The organism is Motilimonas sp. 1_MG-2023 (assembly GCF_030547455.1).
GTDB lineage: Bacteria > Pseudomonadota > Gammaproteobacteria > Enterobacterales > CBDFNC01 > Motilimonas.
Genome location: NZ_JAUOPX010000004.1, coordinates 150,298 through 164,704, shown reverse-complemented (window position 1 = coordinate 164,704; position 14,407 = coordinate 150,298). Strand labels below are relative to the sequence as shown.

Below are 14,407 nucleotides of genomic sequence, written 5' to 3'. Positions count from 1 at the left end.
CATACATAGATACAACAGAGGGTGAAACGGATAAGCTTTTGCCAATTTGTCGGTGGCTCAAGGCGCAACCGTATTTTAACCTAAGTATTTCTTTTAGTTTTCTCATAGATATAGGTGCTGCTGGCATGGTCACTCCGCTGGGAAAACCAACAGAATAACGGTAAAAACACACCTACAAAGAAGAATTGACGAAAAAACATACTAATAACATTGATGCCGATCGCTGAATAACATTTCGAGGCAAAAGTGATCGGCTTCGATGTTATTGGGTGATCGACTTGGGTGTTATCAGGTGATCGGCATCAATGTTATTGGGTGATCGGCATTCATGGGAATATGCAGCATGCCTTGTTTCTAATACTAGACACCCAAATGCAGGAATGTAAACACCTTTTAAACTAGCGTAATAACGCGCTTGATTTTAAGTCTGGGAAACAAGACTACGCTCCCAAAGGGCGAGTTTTACTCGGGTTTGTGCTGCAAGATTGATGCTGATAAGGAAAAGCCATTACCTGCTTCAATGCCTTGCCTAAATGTGTATAAACCCTTGCTGAAATGTAAGTATCGCTAAGTTGATTGGGCATTATATAGACATAAAAGTGTCAATTTAGAGCACTGAAGGAGAGAGGGTTGTTGTATTTGACGATTGCGCAAACGAAAAAACCAGCCGAAGGCTGGTTTCTTAGAAATTGGTCGGAATAGCAGGATTTGAACCTGCGACCCTCTGCCCCCCAGGCAGATGCGCTACCAAGCTGCGCTATATCCCGATTTGTATGGCTATATTAAGCATTTATTAACGCATTGCAAGTAACAATTGTTATTTAAAAAACTGACTGCTCAGCAAACCATCAATGGCATAGCTTGTTGGTTAATTTTTAGCTTAAGTGTCTATTTTGCAGGGTAAAAACGCCGTAAATCATTTAACACTTGCATCAATACTGCTACATCCGGTTCGGCTTTTGGAATGGGGTTGTAACCGCGATCGAGTACATAGGTGTCACCCTTTGCATTTAGCTCTATAATGCTATCTTTCTGATAAACCACGTAGTCATTATCATCCCCCATTAAAATGTAATTACGCTTTAATGGCTCAAGCAGGTTTTGCCCTGTTGAGTAAAAGCGACTTGGTGTTTTAGTCGCTAACACTTGTTCCATTAACGTCGGTACTAGGTCTAAGTGGCTGGTATCTTGTTCAATTTTCTGTGCAGTTTGTCCTGGCCAATGTATCACTAAAGGCACCTGCGTTTGTGGCCAGCCATAGTTTGAATGATTGCCCCACTGATTAGTGCCCAAGTCATTGAATTCTTGGCCATAAGCGCCAGTTACGATGATAATTGAATTATCGAACTGGTTGGTCTCAGTCAACCTATCAAATACTTGTGCTAACAAAATATCGGTGTACGAAATCGCATTTTTATAACGATTGAATAAAGCTTCTTGTTGCTGGGGCTCAGCCAACTTTTTATCTTTTAAAGTACTGGTCGTCGGACTAAATAATTCAGGATAATTAGGTGGCGTTTCCATTGCTGAGGCGGCAGTGAAATAAAGAAAACTGAAACTCGGCTTGGTTTGATTGTTTGCTTGCCATTCTTGCCATTGCTTGATCGCATTGATATCGCCTTTGAGGGCTCCTTCATTAGTGCTCACATTTAGCTGACTATTGGCCGCGATAGCCTGTAATGACGGCGCTTGATTACTGCTGAATAGACCAAGCTCATATCCTGCCTGTTGCAAACTGCTCAATAATACAGAAGGCGTTTTATTTTGCTCTATGTCGGGCCAGTAACGCCCTGGCAAGCCATAAAAGAAACTATAAATGCCTAAATCTTCATAATTACCACCGCTAAAGTGGCTTTGATACTCAGTGCTCATTTGAGCAAGTCGTGACAGATTAGGCATGTTTGTTTTGTTTAGCATATCGGCCCGCAGTGCATCGACCATGACGACGACAACATTAGGATGTTGTGTTACCAAATTATGCTCAATTTCACGCAGGGGGTACTTTATTGTTCGGCCTTCATGATGTGGATTTTGATGTGCTCTGATTTCGGCTTCATCAACCCAGCCCTGACGGATCAAGAAAGATTTTGCCGTCATCGGGTAAGAAAGTGGAAAGTTAGCTTTTTGCATGGTTATTGGGCGGTAAAAAGTCGCGTCTGCCCAGATGTTTACCAAGTGCGTTAAGAGGAATGCGATGATTAATACTACGGCTATCTTGGGGCCATGATTGGCGCGATATAAGGGACGTAAATTGCGCCAGATAAGCTCAGAAGCGGTAAGTTGCAATAAAAAAATAAAGGGGATAGCGATAAACAATAAGTTGGCAGTACTTGGATTGTTATCATTAAAGAGGTACTGCCACATCAAGGGATTAAGGTGAAAACGAAACAAGCTAAAGCTCTGGGTGTCCAGTAGCAGTATGGTTAAGCCAGCGGTGGAAGCAAATACAGCAAGTAGCCGTAAAATGCGCTCATATGGCACGAAAAAGCTGATAGGAAAGATAAAGACTAAATAAAATGCAAAGCTGATAAAGCTAAAATGTCCCAGCCAGCTAATCAGTAGATAAGATTGACCAAGAAAGGTCGGCGGCCATTCAGCGGCAACTAAGTATCTAATCGCAATAATCAAGGCAAACAGTATGTTAATGCTGCTAAACCAATGGCCCCAGCTAATAAGCTTGGAAACATTGTCCATATATCGATTACCGGTTTCGACCATAACGATTCAAAATATCCATTAATTTTTCTATTATTGCGCAGGTAAGGCCTGCGCAAACAATAGCTTAGTATTATTTTACTGAGGCTGTGAGCGCTTTTGCAAATTTGTCTGCAACTGCAGCTCGTTGCTCGGGCTTAACACTTCCGTTAATAAGCTCAGTGGTGGCATTTCCGAGTACCATTAAGGCTAAATCTAATGGCGCTTCATGACGTTGTAACACATTGACAACGTCGTCAATGATTTGTTCCACGCGCTCATTAGAATATTTTGAAACGATGGGCATAAATATCCTGTGCTGATTGTTTTGGCAAAGCGGCATATAATACCCCACAGGTATCCTTAACACACTTTTTTTTATATGAGCCTTGAATTAAACAATATTATTTTACATTCCCTAGTGATGGGAAACGAGGGGCAATTGGTTTGTCGTACGCGAGACCAAGAGCTGCCGATTAATAACAGCGTAAACCACTTAGTGGAAGAACTACAAAGTAGTTACCAAAGTAAGGCTGGCAAAGGCTTTGGCTTTTTTTCTAATGATGAAGAGCATAATGGGGAATTTTCTCGATTATTACAGCAAGTGGTCTCTGATGAGACCAGCTTTGTTGAGTTTTCTCAATCTGCAGCCCATTTATTGGCCAATGAAGTATCTAAGTATGAGTTTGCCGAAGAAGGCGTACTGTTATTAGCTAAGTACACTTGGGTGGCCAGTGATTATTTATTACTGGTGATGCTGGCTAACAAAGACACTGTGATGGTGACGGATGAGTTAGACATTAGCTCGAGCCGACACTTAGACTTAAGTAAAGCGCAGTTGGCGGCTCGTATTGATTTAACGCAATGGCAGCGAGAGCCAGAAAGTAATCGTTATATCTCTTATGTTAAAGGTCGAGTAGGGCGCAAAGTGGCTGATTTCTTTTTAGATTTTATGGGCTGCCAGCCCGGTCTTGATGCGAAACAGCAAAATGTCGGCTTGATGAAAGCCGTTGATGAGTTTTGCCAAACTCAAGCGCTGCCAGCTGCTGAAACCAAAGAATACCGAGAAACGGTCTTTAATTACTGCGCTGAGCAGCTTAGTCAAGGTGAAGAAGTTGAATTAAAAACCCTAGCGGAAGTGTTACCAGAGCAACAGAATGAAGCCAGTTTTTATGATTTTGTATCCCAAGATTATGAATTGGAAGAGCGCTTTCCAGTCGATCGCAGCACTATACGTAAATTAACTAAGTATGTTGGCTCAGGTGGTGGCCTAAGCATTAGTTTTGATCAAAAGCATTTAGGCGAACGGGTTCACTATGATGAACAAACTGACACCTTGACCATTACGGGATTACCGCCGAATCTAAGAGAGCAATTAAAACGAAAGTAATTGTTTTATATCCAATCAACCTAGAGATGCTTGATACATGCACCTTCAAGTTGATTGGCTATATATGTCATTATGAGGGCAGATGTTGCTTCTCATAATGATCTTTGTGGCAAAATGTTAATTCTTATCTTGTTATTTATTTGCACTGTGAGATAACTGCTGTAATTTTTTGTTGCTATTCAAGGATTGAATTTGCTTTGAAGTCACTGCTATGCCTGATTTGCTGCAGCTTGTTTGTTTTTTTTGTTTCAACTCATTCAGCAATGGCGCAATCCCCTTTGATCATTTGGATGTCGACGCAACAAAGCGTGTCAGGGGTCAAAACTATCGCAAAACGTTTTGAACGCGCTTCGGGCATCAAGGTGATTGTGCAAACCCCGCTATTTATGGACGCCAAGTTTCCTCTGTTTGCGCCTAATGGCAATGGTCCCGACATTATCCTTACTTACCACCATCAAATTGGTTTATGGGCTAGTCACGGTTTATTGGCTAACACTGAGTTTAGTGCTTCATCTTTCGCTAAATATGTACCTCTTGCGATCAATAGTCTTAAGTACCGAAACCAGTATTATGGCTATCCCTTAGGGATTGAAGTGCTTAGTTTGGCGTATAATAAAAATTTAGTCAGTAACCCGCCAAGCTCTTGGTATGAAATGCAGTATTGGCAAAAAATACTCAGTCGCCAAGGCAAAAAGTCATTAGTTTGGGACTATCATGACACTGAATTGAGTTTTCCTTTTTTATCGGCTTATGGTGCTTACAGTTTTGCCCATTCGGGGTTTACTTTTAACGGCAATCATTCAGGCTTAACAGCAGCAAATGCAAGCCGTGGTATTGATTTTATTCGAGCCCTCTTAGCGCAACAATGGTTACCGAATGAGGTGAATCAAGAACAGATAGAGCGGGAGTTTCGTCAACAGCAGCAAGCCATGATGTTAGTGAAACCGCAGCAGTGGCAAAGTTTAAAGCAGCTTGGTTTTCAGGTTGGGTTAAGTGCAATACCTTTAATCAATGGTGAGTCACCTAAACCATTTATTAATGTTTACAGTGCGTTAATTAATCAATATAGCACTCAGAAAGATATAGCCGATTATTTTATTACCAACTATTTAACTACAGAGCAAGGATTAGCTTCTCTCGATAAGCATGTATCATTGGGTGTGCCGGCCTATATTCCCTATTTAAATCAAGTTGCCAGTAATCCTTGGATACAAGTCAGTTTTACCAGTTTAAAGTATGGCCAGTTAACCCCAAATATTCCTGAAATTAGTCGTTTTTTCAAGGTAATGGAGGGGGTGTGGTCACAACTTTCAAGTCATCGCCCTAGTGCGGACATACTATTGGATGCTGAGCGTAAGTTACTGCCGGCTAAGGCTGAGCTGCCATGAGCTTAAATCAGGTAAGCGAATCTAATAAACAGCGCAAGTGGTTATCTTTAATCGACTTTATCTTATGTATGGCCATTATTGTAGTGTCGGTTGTACTAATCAGTGCACTTGAATATGTTTTTGCAGTACTTTTTATTTGTATTTCTCTGAGTGGCATGTGGGTTTATCGTAGCCGAGCAGGGCGTCCCTATCGCCTGATGTACCCAGCATTAGCTGCTATTTTTAGTTTTAGCGTGTTGCCTTTATTATTTACACTTTTTATGAGTGTGACTAATTACACGAGTAGTAATATGAATTCAGTTGAAGCTGTCACTAAACGTTTACTACAAGAGTATTATGTCACCGAAGTGAAGTATGACTATCAAGTGTTGGCTGATGGTGAGCTCTACCGATTAAAATTAATGCGCGATGATGAATCCTATTTAAGTAATCAATTTTCATTGCCACCTGTTGCAAGCCAGGCCTTAAGCTTACGCGCTGGAGGTGCTTCCTTATTCTTGCCTGAGGCTGATCTGACCAAGCAAGTTATGTTTAGGCGGTATTTTGCTTCTGAGCCCCTTGTTTTACCAAGTGGTCAACAACTGACTCGATTAGATTTTTCAGCTTATGGGCTAGTCGCCCCTCGCTATCGGCAATTAAATGAAGGTTTAGTGCTGGCAAACGGAACCATGCTGCATGATGTAAATACTTTGTTTGATAATCAGACCGAACATTTTTTACGGGCAAACATGACAACGGGTTTTTTTCACGCGATTGATGGCCAAGGCGAGTTTATCGGCCCTCCTGTCACCCCTGGATTTGTTTTACTTAAAGGGGCCGATCAGTATGCTGCTATTATTTCTGATCCAGCGATGTTGTTACCACTATTAAAGGTGTTGCTCTGGACTTTTATGTTCGCTCTATTGTCTTTGCTAGGGAGTTTTTTGATTGGCTTGATCTTGGCACAATTAACCCTTAATCCATTGACTCGTTTCAGTTATTTTTATCGCGGTGTTTTATTGTTACCTTGGGCGATCCCACCTTTTGTAAGTATATTAAGCTTTAAAGTGTTACTCACTCCTCATGGGGGCGAACTGGCAAATTTGTTGACATTACTTTTTTCAACAACGCCTGATTGGGCTAATGATGCTGATTCTGCTCGCTATACCTTGGTGGGGCTGAGTATTTGGCTTGGCTACCCTTATGTGATGCTACTTGTGTTAGCCAGTTTAAGGCGCATACCTAGCATATATTATGAAACGGCGGCAATGGCCGGCTATGGACCGATACAACGTTTTATCCATGTGACATTCCCTTTGGTTATTAAGCCCTTAAAGCCTGTGTTGGTTGCGCTTTTTGCATTCAATTTACATAACTTTGTGTTGGTTTTTTTATTTAACCAAGGCCGACCTGTGATGCTAGATGCTTTTCCGGTGGCGGGTTATTCACAATTATTATTGAATTATGTTTATTCAATTGCATTTAGCGCTGAGCAAAACTACGCACTGGCCAGTGCCATTACTTCTTTTGGCTTAGTCTTAATTGGTATAGTGGCGCTGGGTTGTTGGCGCTGGTTGAACAATGAGGTCAACACGACAAGGGGTAGACGTGTATAAACAGAGTCATATGCCTTGGTGGCAACATCTAGTTTTATGCTGTGTTTGTGGGGTGGTGTTAACGCCCATCATGTTGATTCTTTGGGGGTCATTGGGAGCTCCTGGGAGCGAAACAGGGCAATGGACCACGGAGCATTGGCGCTTGGTGCTGGGGTTTGCAGTGCAGAACGAGCAAGGTAAATGGATTTATTCGCCCTATCCCGCGTTAACTTGGCTAGTTAATAGCTTAAAAGTTGCTTTTATCTATGCCATTTTGGCTACGAGTCTTGCCGCGATGGCGGCTTATGGTTTAGTTCGTAAACATGTTTTTGCATCTAAGCCGATCGCAAATAGCTTGTTGTTTTTGCAATTTTTCCCGTCGGTGTTAGCCTTAGTTGCGGTGTATATTTTACTGCGTAAATTGGGCGTTTATATGCCTAGTTTAGGTGTAAATAGTCACGGTGGTTTAGTGGTGGTTTATTTAGGTGGTTTAGCGTTTTTTATCTGGTTCTTAAAAGGGCAAATATCGGGGCTGCCCAGTGAATACGAAGAAAGTGCTCGACTGTCATCGGCTAGGGCTTGGCAAATAATGATGCACATTATTTTACCACTGTTGCTACCTGGTTTATTGGTGACTTTTTTAATTTCTTTTATGATGGCATTCGGTGAGTTTCCATTTGCCTCTATTTTATTACAGCAACAAGATCAATATACGCTAGCGGTTGGATCTCAACTTTACCTCTCTGACCACTATTATAACTGGGGGGAATTTTGTGCGTTTGCATTATTAAGCGCCAGCCCTGCAGTTATTTTGTTGCTATTGATCCAATACTGGTTGCTCCAATTTAGTCAATCACCTTTGAAAGAGTCCGGTTATGTCGCAGTTGATCCTTAGTCATGTCAGTAAGTCATTTGTCAGTCAAGGGCGACCAGACCTGCTATTAGACATTAATTTATATGTTGAGCAGGGAGAGTGTCTTGGTATTGTTGGGCCATCGGGGTCAGGTAAGTCTACTTTACTGAGAATGATTGCTGGCTTGGAAACTACGTCCCAAGGTGAAATTATTATCGACCAGACGCAAATGAATAAAGTGCCAGTGATGCGTCGTGGCTTGGAAATGGTATTTCAACAACATGCTTTATTTCCTCATATGACCTTAGAAGAAAATATTCTCTTCGGTTTGAAACATCGGTCTTTAAGTAAAGCAGATCAAAGGCAACGAGTTAAATGGGTCAGTAAACTATTTGACTTAGATGGTGTGATAAACCATTTACCCATGCATTTATCGACTGAAAACGTACAGCGGGGGGCTCTTGCTAAAGCCATCGCCCCACAATCTTCTCTGGTTTTATTTGATGAACCTTTTACCGGTTTGTCTGGTGATACAAGAAGCCAATTGCGACTTGAGCTTAACCGCATACAGCGCCAGCTTGGCGCTACTTTTGTGATGACGACGCATCATTATCAAGATGCAATGGCGATAGCGGATCGTATGGCGGTGTTAAGCCATTTGTCCGATCATGTCATGACTAATCTGGAGCAAGTTGGCCCGCCTCTTGAGCTCTATTTGAACCCGAGAAATACCCAAGTAGCACAGTTGATTGGTGAGCCAAAAATGTGTTTTTTAAAGGGAGCCTTAGTTAAAACCAGTAATAAACTCAGTGCGATTAAGCTTGTTACTGGTGAGCTAATCAGTGTGCAAGCGGATACCCGCCAAGGGGAGGAGGGCTCTGCGATCACTTTAGGTATTAGAGCTGAGCACCTAGAGCTGGCAAAGTCCAAGCAAGAGACTCATTTGTTGGCGCAAGTTGTTGGCATTGATAAGCTTGGTGCCGATACGTTTGTTTACCTAAATCATCAAGGCCAGCAATTGGTGCTGAGAATGTTGGCAACCATAGCTTTGCCTACTGTTAGCGAGATAGCGCTGCATTTCCCAAGCCATGCTTGTCATTTGTTTAACGCTCAAGGTATCGCGTTTCCGAGAACATCAGAGCAACTGTACTTATAATTTAACCTGCGTAATTATCCTTACTTTTTCTCCCTTGTTGCGCTGCCAGATCCCGCTATAATAGCGCTCTGATTGTTAATTTGGTCCTGTTATGAAATTGTTTGTGAAAGCCCTTACCGTGATTGATTCCTCTTACTTAGACAGTGAGAGAGGAATGGTAGGAGAAAGTTATCAAGTCGATGTTGAGCTTGATGGACGTGTTAATGATCAAAATATGCTGTTGGACTTTTCATTAGTCAAAAAGCAAATTAAATCGATTATTGATGATGTGGTTGATCATAAATTGATTGTGCCAACCCAGGTAGCGGGTACTTCAGTGGTAGGGACACAGCAACAACAAATTAGCTTCCCCCTGACAACGGGTGAATTTATTGTGTTGAATGGACCCGCAGAAGCTTATTGCTTACTTGATCTTGAAACTGTCTCACTGGCTGGGCTGACGGCTTATTTAGAGCAAGTCATCTTATCTCAATTACCGGATAATATCAGTGGGCTGAAGCTACACTTAAGCCATGAAAAAATTGATACACCTTTTTATCATTACAGTCACGGGCTGAAAAAGCATGACGGTAATTGTCAGCGAATTGCACACGGCCATCGCTCTCGGCTTGATGTCTTTCTTAATGAACAGTGGGACAGTGCTCTTGTTACTCAGTGGGCACAAGCTTGGCAGGATATTTATTTAGGGAGCGAAGAAGATATAGTGGATGTAGCGGCGCTTTCAATTCAGTGTCCGCAACAACAGCAGAGCTATTGTTTTCAATACACGGCCTCTCAAGGCCTATTTGAGTTGATAATTCCTCAGCGTTTGTGCCAGTTATTGCCATTGGATACGACAATTGAAAGCTTAACGGAATACTTATGTCATACCATTAAAGCGGATTATCCGAATAGTAAAGTCAAAGTAATGGGCTATGAAGGCATAGGTAAGGGCGCGATAGTGGAACTTGATTAATTTGCTATTGAAATAAGCAAAATGTGTTGATTTAGCGCCGTTATTAGCAATAAAAAAGCCGAGACAATCTCGGCTTTTTTATTGCTAATTTACCAGTGAACTTGATTGCACTATTTAGAGTTTAAAGCGGGCCACGAGTTTATCTTGATTGGCGGCAAGATCTTCTAACACATGGCCAGTACTGGCTAACTCTTCAATGCCTTGATAATTCACATCTGAGATATCAGAGATTCTGTTCAAATTATTCGCTATCTCAGCACTGGTCGCTTGCTGTTGCTCAGCCGCTGCAGCAATTTGGCTACTCATATCTGATATCAACGTAACAATACCTTGAATTTCTTCCATCGCGCCATTAGCGTCAGAGCTTTGTGCGATACTCGCCTCCATCTCTGTTGAACACTCAGCCATCACATCAACTGCTTTTTGCGCACTGGCTTGCAGATTTTCAATCATGCTTTGAATTTCAGTGGTTGAGTTAGTGGTTTTTTGCGCTAAATCTCTCACCTCATCAGCGACGACAGCAAAACCACGGCCTTGCTCACCTGCTCGAGCCGCCTCTATGGCTGCGTTTAAAGCAAGTAAGTTAGTTTGCGCTGCAATGCCTCTAATGACGTCTAGTATACCGCCAATATTGTTACTTAGGTTGCCCACTTCTGCAATCACAGCACTTGAATTTTGGATTCTACTTGAAAGTTGATGAGTGGTTGAGATGTTGTGCGCCATGACTTCTCGGCCTGTATTTGATGCCTGTTCAACGTGATTGACTTGATCTAATGTCGAGTGGGCAGCATTGGCAACTTCACGTACAGACTGCTCCATTTCTGTCATGGCTGCTGCGACACTGGCGGTCTCATGGCGCTGGTTGTCGAGCTCATGTTTCGACTTGTCCATTGTAGATTGGTTGAGTTTGGCAAGATCAGACAGCTTATGTGATGCTTCTGCCAGCTCAGTTAGAATCGCACGCATTTGTTTAACTAGGATGTTGACTTGTCCGGCTAATTGACCAAATTCATTGTTGCTTTTGTATCCTACTTGCTGCGTCATATCACCATCAGTCACTGCCGTTAATACGTTTAAAATGGCTTGTAGTGGTTTACGAATACTGACCGCAACACTGAATGCAACGACAAAGGCCACCAATAATGAAATAACAGCAACTATAATTAGGTTACTACGGCTGGTCATTAGCGTGCTTTTGGTGTTTTGGACTGCACTTGCTACAACGGTTTCTGCACTGTTGTTTATTTCAATCAGCATATTAATGGCTTGATTAACTTGTTCGGCACTTTGTTGTACTTGGGTGATGATATTGGCTTGAGTAATCATCAACTTTTGGTAATCAGCCAATAGACCCGATTTCGGGTCGGTGGTGTCTTTCACTAATTGCGCTACCAAGTCAGCGGCTTGGCCAGCAAACTCGGGATTCATTTTAGCGAGTGACTTGGCTGCATTTTCGATCGAACGAATTTGAAACTTATTACGCCTTAAAGTGGATTTTACTTTACCAGGATCTTCTTGGTTGAGTGCATCATTGGTACTTAGCTCTAATAGTGAAATTTTTGAAACCATCGCATCGGCTGTAGCCGCCGCACTTGGGTCATCTTTAGTTAAGCTGAGTATTTTTTGTTTAAGATTCGGTGTCATGACCGCGAATTGGCTTTTTTGTGACGTGAACTTAGCGCGCTGCTTTACAAAATCAATCCACACTGGCATTACATCGTTAGCGGTTGAAAAATAAAGTAACTCTTGCTCTGTGATACTAGCAACTTGTGCGCTTAATCCACTTTGGCCTTGTGCCATTTGTGCTAATTGATTGAGTTCAGATTCAAAGCGTTGTTGCTTTTCTTTGAAACGAGTAACTAACTCATTTAATTCTTCAGGTTTATCGCTGAGTAGAAAATACTTGAGGTCATTATCTGCTTGCAATAATGCAACGGCAGCTTTACTGGTTTGCAAAACGAGAGGCGTAGCGCGCTCTGTGACGTCAGCCATGGCGCTTTCAAGCTTATTGCCTGTTTGTAAAGACATGAAATTAGTGAACAATAACATGATCACTAACAAGACAAAGCCCAACCCCACTTTGCGTATGATGGATAGATTGTTCCAAAAATTTTTCATAAAATACTCGTGCTTTGCATTAGAAAGTTGAGGTCTAGGCCTCTTGTTTTTATTAAGCAAGCATAGATAAAAAATGTGGTGTTCATACCTGCACCTTAAACATTTCTTCTCTAGGCATCCTTTTTACTTGTCATTGTGATGCATCCAGCGTTTTACTTTTTTTGCTTACTTATATTGTTATCGTTAAATGCTTATTTATCTTTAACTTAACTATCAAAAAAGACGTTTTTTTCGACATATTTGGGGTCCATCACTCTTTTTTACTAATCGTAATATTTAAGTCTAATTCAAATTAATGATGTTTAAGTTATCACTAGTCGCTAAGTTGAGCACCTCAAGGTTTCGGCAGATTGATCAAAAGAGAGTCAATTATGGCAAGCTTTTATCGACATTACATTGGCTTAGAAAAAACATGCTTAATCTTAAGCCTTCTGTCATTATAGGCCACATCTCACAATTTTAATCACGACATAGGAGATAGCCCATGGCTCAAGAAACTATTTTTAGTAAAATTATCCGTCAAGAGATCCCTGCTACCTTATTATATCAAGATGAGTTGGTGACCGCTTTTCCTGATATCGCGCCAAAAGCGAAGGTGCATATATTAATTGTACCGAACAAACAAATTGCCACTGCTAATGATATTCAGGCAGAAGATGAAGTTGTGATTGGTCGAATGTATCGTGTTGCGAAACAGCTGGCAAAAGAGCAGGGCATTGATGAATCAGGCTATCGACTAATCATGAATTGTAATGAACATGGCGGCCAAGAGGTCTATCATATCCATTTGCATTTGGTTGGAGGTGAGCCTTTAGGCCCAATGCTAACGGTGAAGTAAATGCTAGCGAAAGTGATTCGGCGTCAATATTACTCTTGCCTCCTACTGTTGGGATTGCTCGTTAGTGGGTGTGCTGCGCCGAATGTAAAAAATATGTTTGTCACTTATAGTACGCAGATGCAGCCGCAACGAGCCATGGTTGCGCAAGGCCAATTTGGCCTTGCTGCGGATAATATTTCTCCAGGCTCTCCTGCAAAGCATAACTATATTTTATTGTTACTCGAGAAAGGCAGAGCCCAGTTTCTTGCTCAACAATGGCAGCAAAGTTTAGATACTTTGAAACAAGCCGATGCGGCCCTTGCGCAACAAGACAGGGCGGCGCAGTATCGATTATCTCAAGGTATTAATCAGCTAAGTACGACGATAACCAATGATAATGCCATTATTTACGCAGTGCCAAGCTATGAACGAACTTTGCTTCATCATTATTTGGCCTTGAATTACCTTGCTTTAAAGCAGCCAGAGGCAGCTTTAGTTGAAATTCGTAGGGCAAATTTGCAGCAAGAAAAAGCATTAAGGGAGCATCAAGCCGACTTACAAAGTGCGGTTGAAACGGCACAAGAAGAAGGCGTTATTCCTGATACTCAAGGTGCATTAAGTGCTTACCCTGACATGAGTGGAGTTATTGGTGAGTTGAAAAATGGCTATCAAAACGCCTATACCTTTTACCTCTCTGCGTTGTTATATGATGCAGCTAAAGAATACAATTCGGCTTATATTGATTATAAACGCGCATTAGAAATCACTCCTGGTAATTTATATATCCAAAAACGCTTACTTTACTTAGCTGAGCAGTTAGATATGGCCGATGATAGGGCGCAGTTCGAGCGAGACTTTACGACAACCCCTGCTCTTTCTGTGCAGCAAACATCTGTGGCAAGAGTGGTTTTTTTAATTGAATCTGGCTTGATTGCGGCCAAACAAGAAGTTCGTTTACCCGTGCCAATTCGCTCTACCGATGGCTATTATGGAGTATTTAATGTTGCCATGCCTGTGTATCAACAAGGCGATCAAGCCGCGCATTTTACTTTACTAGGGAAGGACGACCAACTTGATGCGTCACCTATTGCAAAACTGACGTCAATGGCGGCGAAGCAGCTCCAAGAAGATCTCACGGCACAATTAATTCGCCAAGGGCTTCGCTTGTTTGCCAAAGAGCTCGTGCGCCAAAAGGTGGCTAAAGAAGCAGGGGATTGGGGCAATTTATTGATTAATCTTTATAATATGGCGTCAGAAACAGCCGACACTCGTAGTTGGAGTTTACTGCCTGATGAAGCCCTGGTTGTTGATACTCAGCTTTCGTTAGGACAACAATCATTGGTGTTAAGTGATGGTCGGCAACAGTTCCCGCTCAATTTCAACGTTCATGCCGATAAGCTTAATTTAGTCTTGATCTCGGTGCAAAACAACGGTATCACTACTCAGGTCTTTCCTTTATGAA

General features: G+C 41.9%; 11 protein-coding genes and 1 tRNA gene. 8 read left to right on the top strand and 4 right to left on the bottom strand.

Annotated features, from left to right (window positions below; all coding sequences use genetic code 11):
- Nucleotides 1–690: 690 nt before the first annotated feature.
- The 3 genes from Q4519_RS03590 to Q4519_RS03580 form a co-directional block, all read right to left on the bottom strand.
- Nucleotides 691–767 (bottom strand) — tRNA-Pro (locus Q4519_RS03590).
- Nucleotides 768–888: 121 nt separating this feature from the next.
- Nucleotides 889–2,694 carry a DUF3413 domain-containing protein gene (locus Q4519_RS03585; protein ID WP_303509616.1) on the bottom strand — a complete coding sequence of 602 codons (1,806 nt, stop codon included), beginning with the start codon at nucleotides 2,692–2,694 and terminating at the stop codon, nucleotides 889–891.
- Between the two features lie 94 nt (nucleotides 2,695–2,788).
- A complete protein-coding gene (locus Q4519_RS03580; RefSeq protein WP_232802557.1) occupies nucleotides 2,789–3,001 on the bottom strand; it encodes a YejL family protein in 213 nt (70 codons plus the stop codon).
- A gap of 75 nt (nucleotides 3,002–3,076) precedes the next feature.
- On the opposite strand from Q4519_RS03580, the gene yejK reads away from it, so the two are divergent.
- The 6 genes from yejK to Q4519_RS03550 all read left to right on the top strand — a co-directional run bounded on the left by yejK (nucleotide 3,077) and on the right by Q4519_RS03550 (nucleotide 10,010).
- A complete protein-coding gene (gene yejK / locus Q4519_RS03575; RefSeq protein ID WP_232802556.1) occupies nucleotides 3,077–4,084 on the top strand; it encodes a nucleoid-associated protein YejK in 1,008 nt (335 codons plus the stop codon).
- Between the two features lie 104 nt (nucleotides 4,085–4,188).
- Nucleotides 4,189–5,472 (top strand): maltose/maltodextrin ABC transporter substrate-binding protein MalE, encoded by a 1,284-nt coding sequence (gene malE / locus Q4519_RS03570; protein ID WP_336623435.1) that lies wholly within the window; start codon nucleotides 4,189–4,191, stop codon nucleotides 5,470–5,472.
- Nucleotides 5,469–7,067, top strand: a complete 1,599-nt coding sequence (locus Q4519_RS03565; RefSeq protein ID WP_303509610.1) for an ABC transporter permease subunit — start codon at nucleotides 5,469–5,471, stop codon at nucleotides 7,065–7,067. Before malE ends, Q4519_RS03565 begins: the two co-directional genes overlap by 4 nt.
- Nucleotides 7,060–7,941, top strand: a complete 882-nt coding sequence (locus tag Q4519_RS03560) for an ABC transporter permease subunit (RefSeq protein ID WP_232802553.1) — start codon at nucleotides 7,060–7,062, stop codon at nucleotides 7,939–7,941. The genes Q4519_RS03565 and Q4519_RS03560 overlap by 8 nt, the downstream gene beginning before the upstream one ends.
- On the top strand, nucleotides 7,922–9,055 hold the full coding sequence (locus Q4519_RS03555; RefSeq protein ID WP_303509606.1) for an ABC transporter ATP-binding protein: 1,134 nt from the start codon (nucleotides 7,922–7,924) through the stop codon (nucleotides 9,053–9,055). Before Q4519_RS03560 ends, Q4519_RS03555 begins: the two co-directional genes overlap by 20 nt.
- 91 nt (nucleotides 9,056–9,146) lie before the next feature.
- Nucleotides 9,147–10,010, top strand: a complete 864-nt coding sequence (locus tag Q4519_RS03550) for a 6-carboxytetrahydropterin synthase (protein WP_232802551.1) — start codon at nucleotides 9,147–9,149, stop codon at nucleotides 10,008–10,010.
- Between the two features lie 114 nt (nucleotides 10,011–10,124).
- Here Q4519_RS03550 and Q4519_RS03545 read toward each other — a convergent pair whose 3' ends face one another.
- Nucleotides 10,125–12,128 carry a methyl-accepting chemotaxis protein gene (locus Q4519_RS03545; RefSeq protein WP_232802550.1) on the bottom strand — a complete coding sequence of 668 codons (2,004 nt, stop codon included), beginning with the start codon at nucleotides 12,126–12,128 and terminating at the stop codon, nucleotides 10,125–10,127.
- 484 nt (nucleotides 12,129–12,612) lie between these two features.
- Here Q4519_RS03545 and Q4519_RS03540 point away from each other — a divergent pair, with 484 nt between their 5' ends.
- Both Q4519_RS03540 and Q4519_RS03535 read left to right on the top strand, forming a co-directional pair.
- Nucleotides 12,613–12,966 (top strand): HIT domain-containing protein, encoded by a 354-nt coding sequence (locus Q4519_RS03540; RefSeq protein WP_232802549.1) that lies wholly within the window; start codon nucleotides 12,613–12,615, stop codon nucleotides 12,964–12,966.
- 93 nt (nucleotides 12,967–13,059) lie between these two features.
- Complete coding sequence (locus Q4519_RS03535; protein ID WP_232802548.1) at nucleotides 13,060–14,406, top strand: COG3014 family protein; 1,347 nt, start codon at nucleotides 13,060–13,062, stop codon at nucleotides 14,404–14,406.
- Nucleotide 14,407 lies beyond the last annotated feature (1 nt).

Coding starts and splice junctions, on each gene's coding strand:
- Q4519_RS03585 (WP_303509616.1), bottom strand. CDS start 2,694: ATGGACAATGTTTCCAAGCTTATTAGCTGGGGCCATTGGTTTAGCAGC.
- Q4519_RS03580 (WP_232802557.1), bottom strand. CDS start 3,001: ATGCCCATCGTTTCAAAATATTCTAATGAGCGCGTGGAACAAATCATT.
- yejK (WP_232802556.1), top strand. CDS start 3,077: ATGAGCCTTGAATTAAACAATATTATTTTACATTCCCTAGTGATGGGA.
- Q4519_RS03565 (WP_303509610.1), top strand. CDS start 5,469: ATGAGCTTAAATCAGGTAAGCGAATCTAATAAACAGCGCAAGTGGTTA.
- Q4519_RS03555 (WP_303509606.1), top strand. CDS start 7,922: ATGTCGCAGTTGATCCTTAGTCATGTCAGTAAGTCATTTGTCAGTCAA.
- Q4519_RS03550 (WP_232802551.1), top strand. CDS start 9,147: ATGAAATTGTTTGTGAAAGCCCTTACCGTGATTGATTCCTCTTACTTA.
- Q4519_RS03545 (WP_232802550.1), bottom strand. CDS start 12,128: ATGAAAAATTTTTGGAACAATCTATCCATCATACGCAAAGTGGGGTTG.
- Q4519_RS03540 (WP_232802549.1), top strand. CDS start 12,613: ATGGCTCAAGAAACTATTTTTAGTAAAATTATCCGTCAAGAGATCCCT.
- Q4519_RS03535 (WP_232802548.1), top strand. CDS start 13,060: ATGTTTGTCACTTATAGTACGCAGATGCAGCCGCAACGAGCCATGGTT.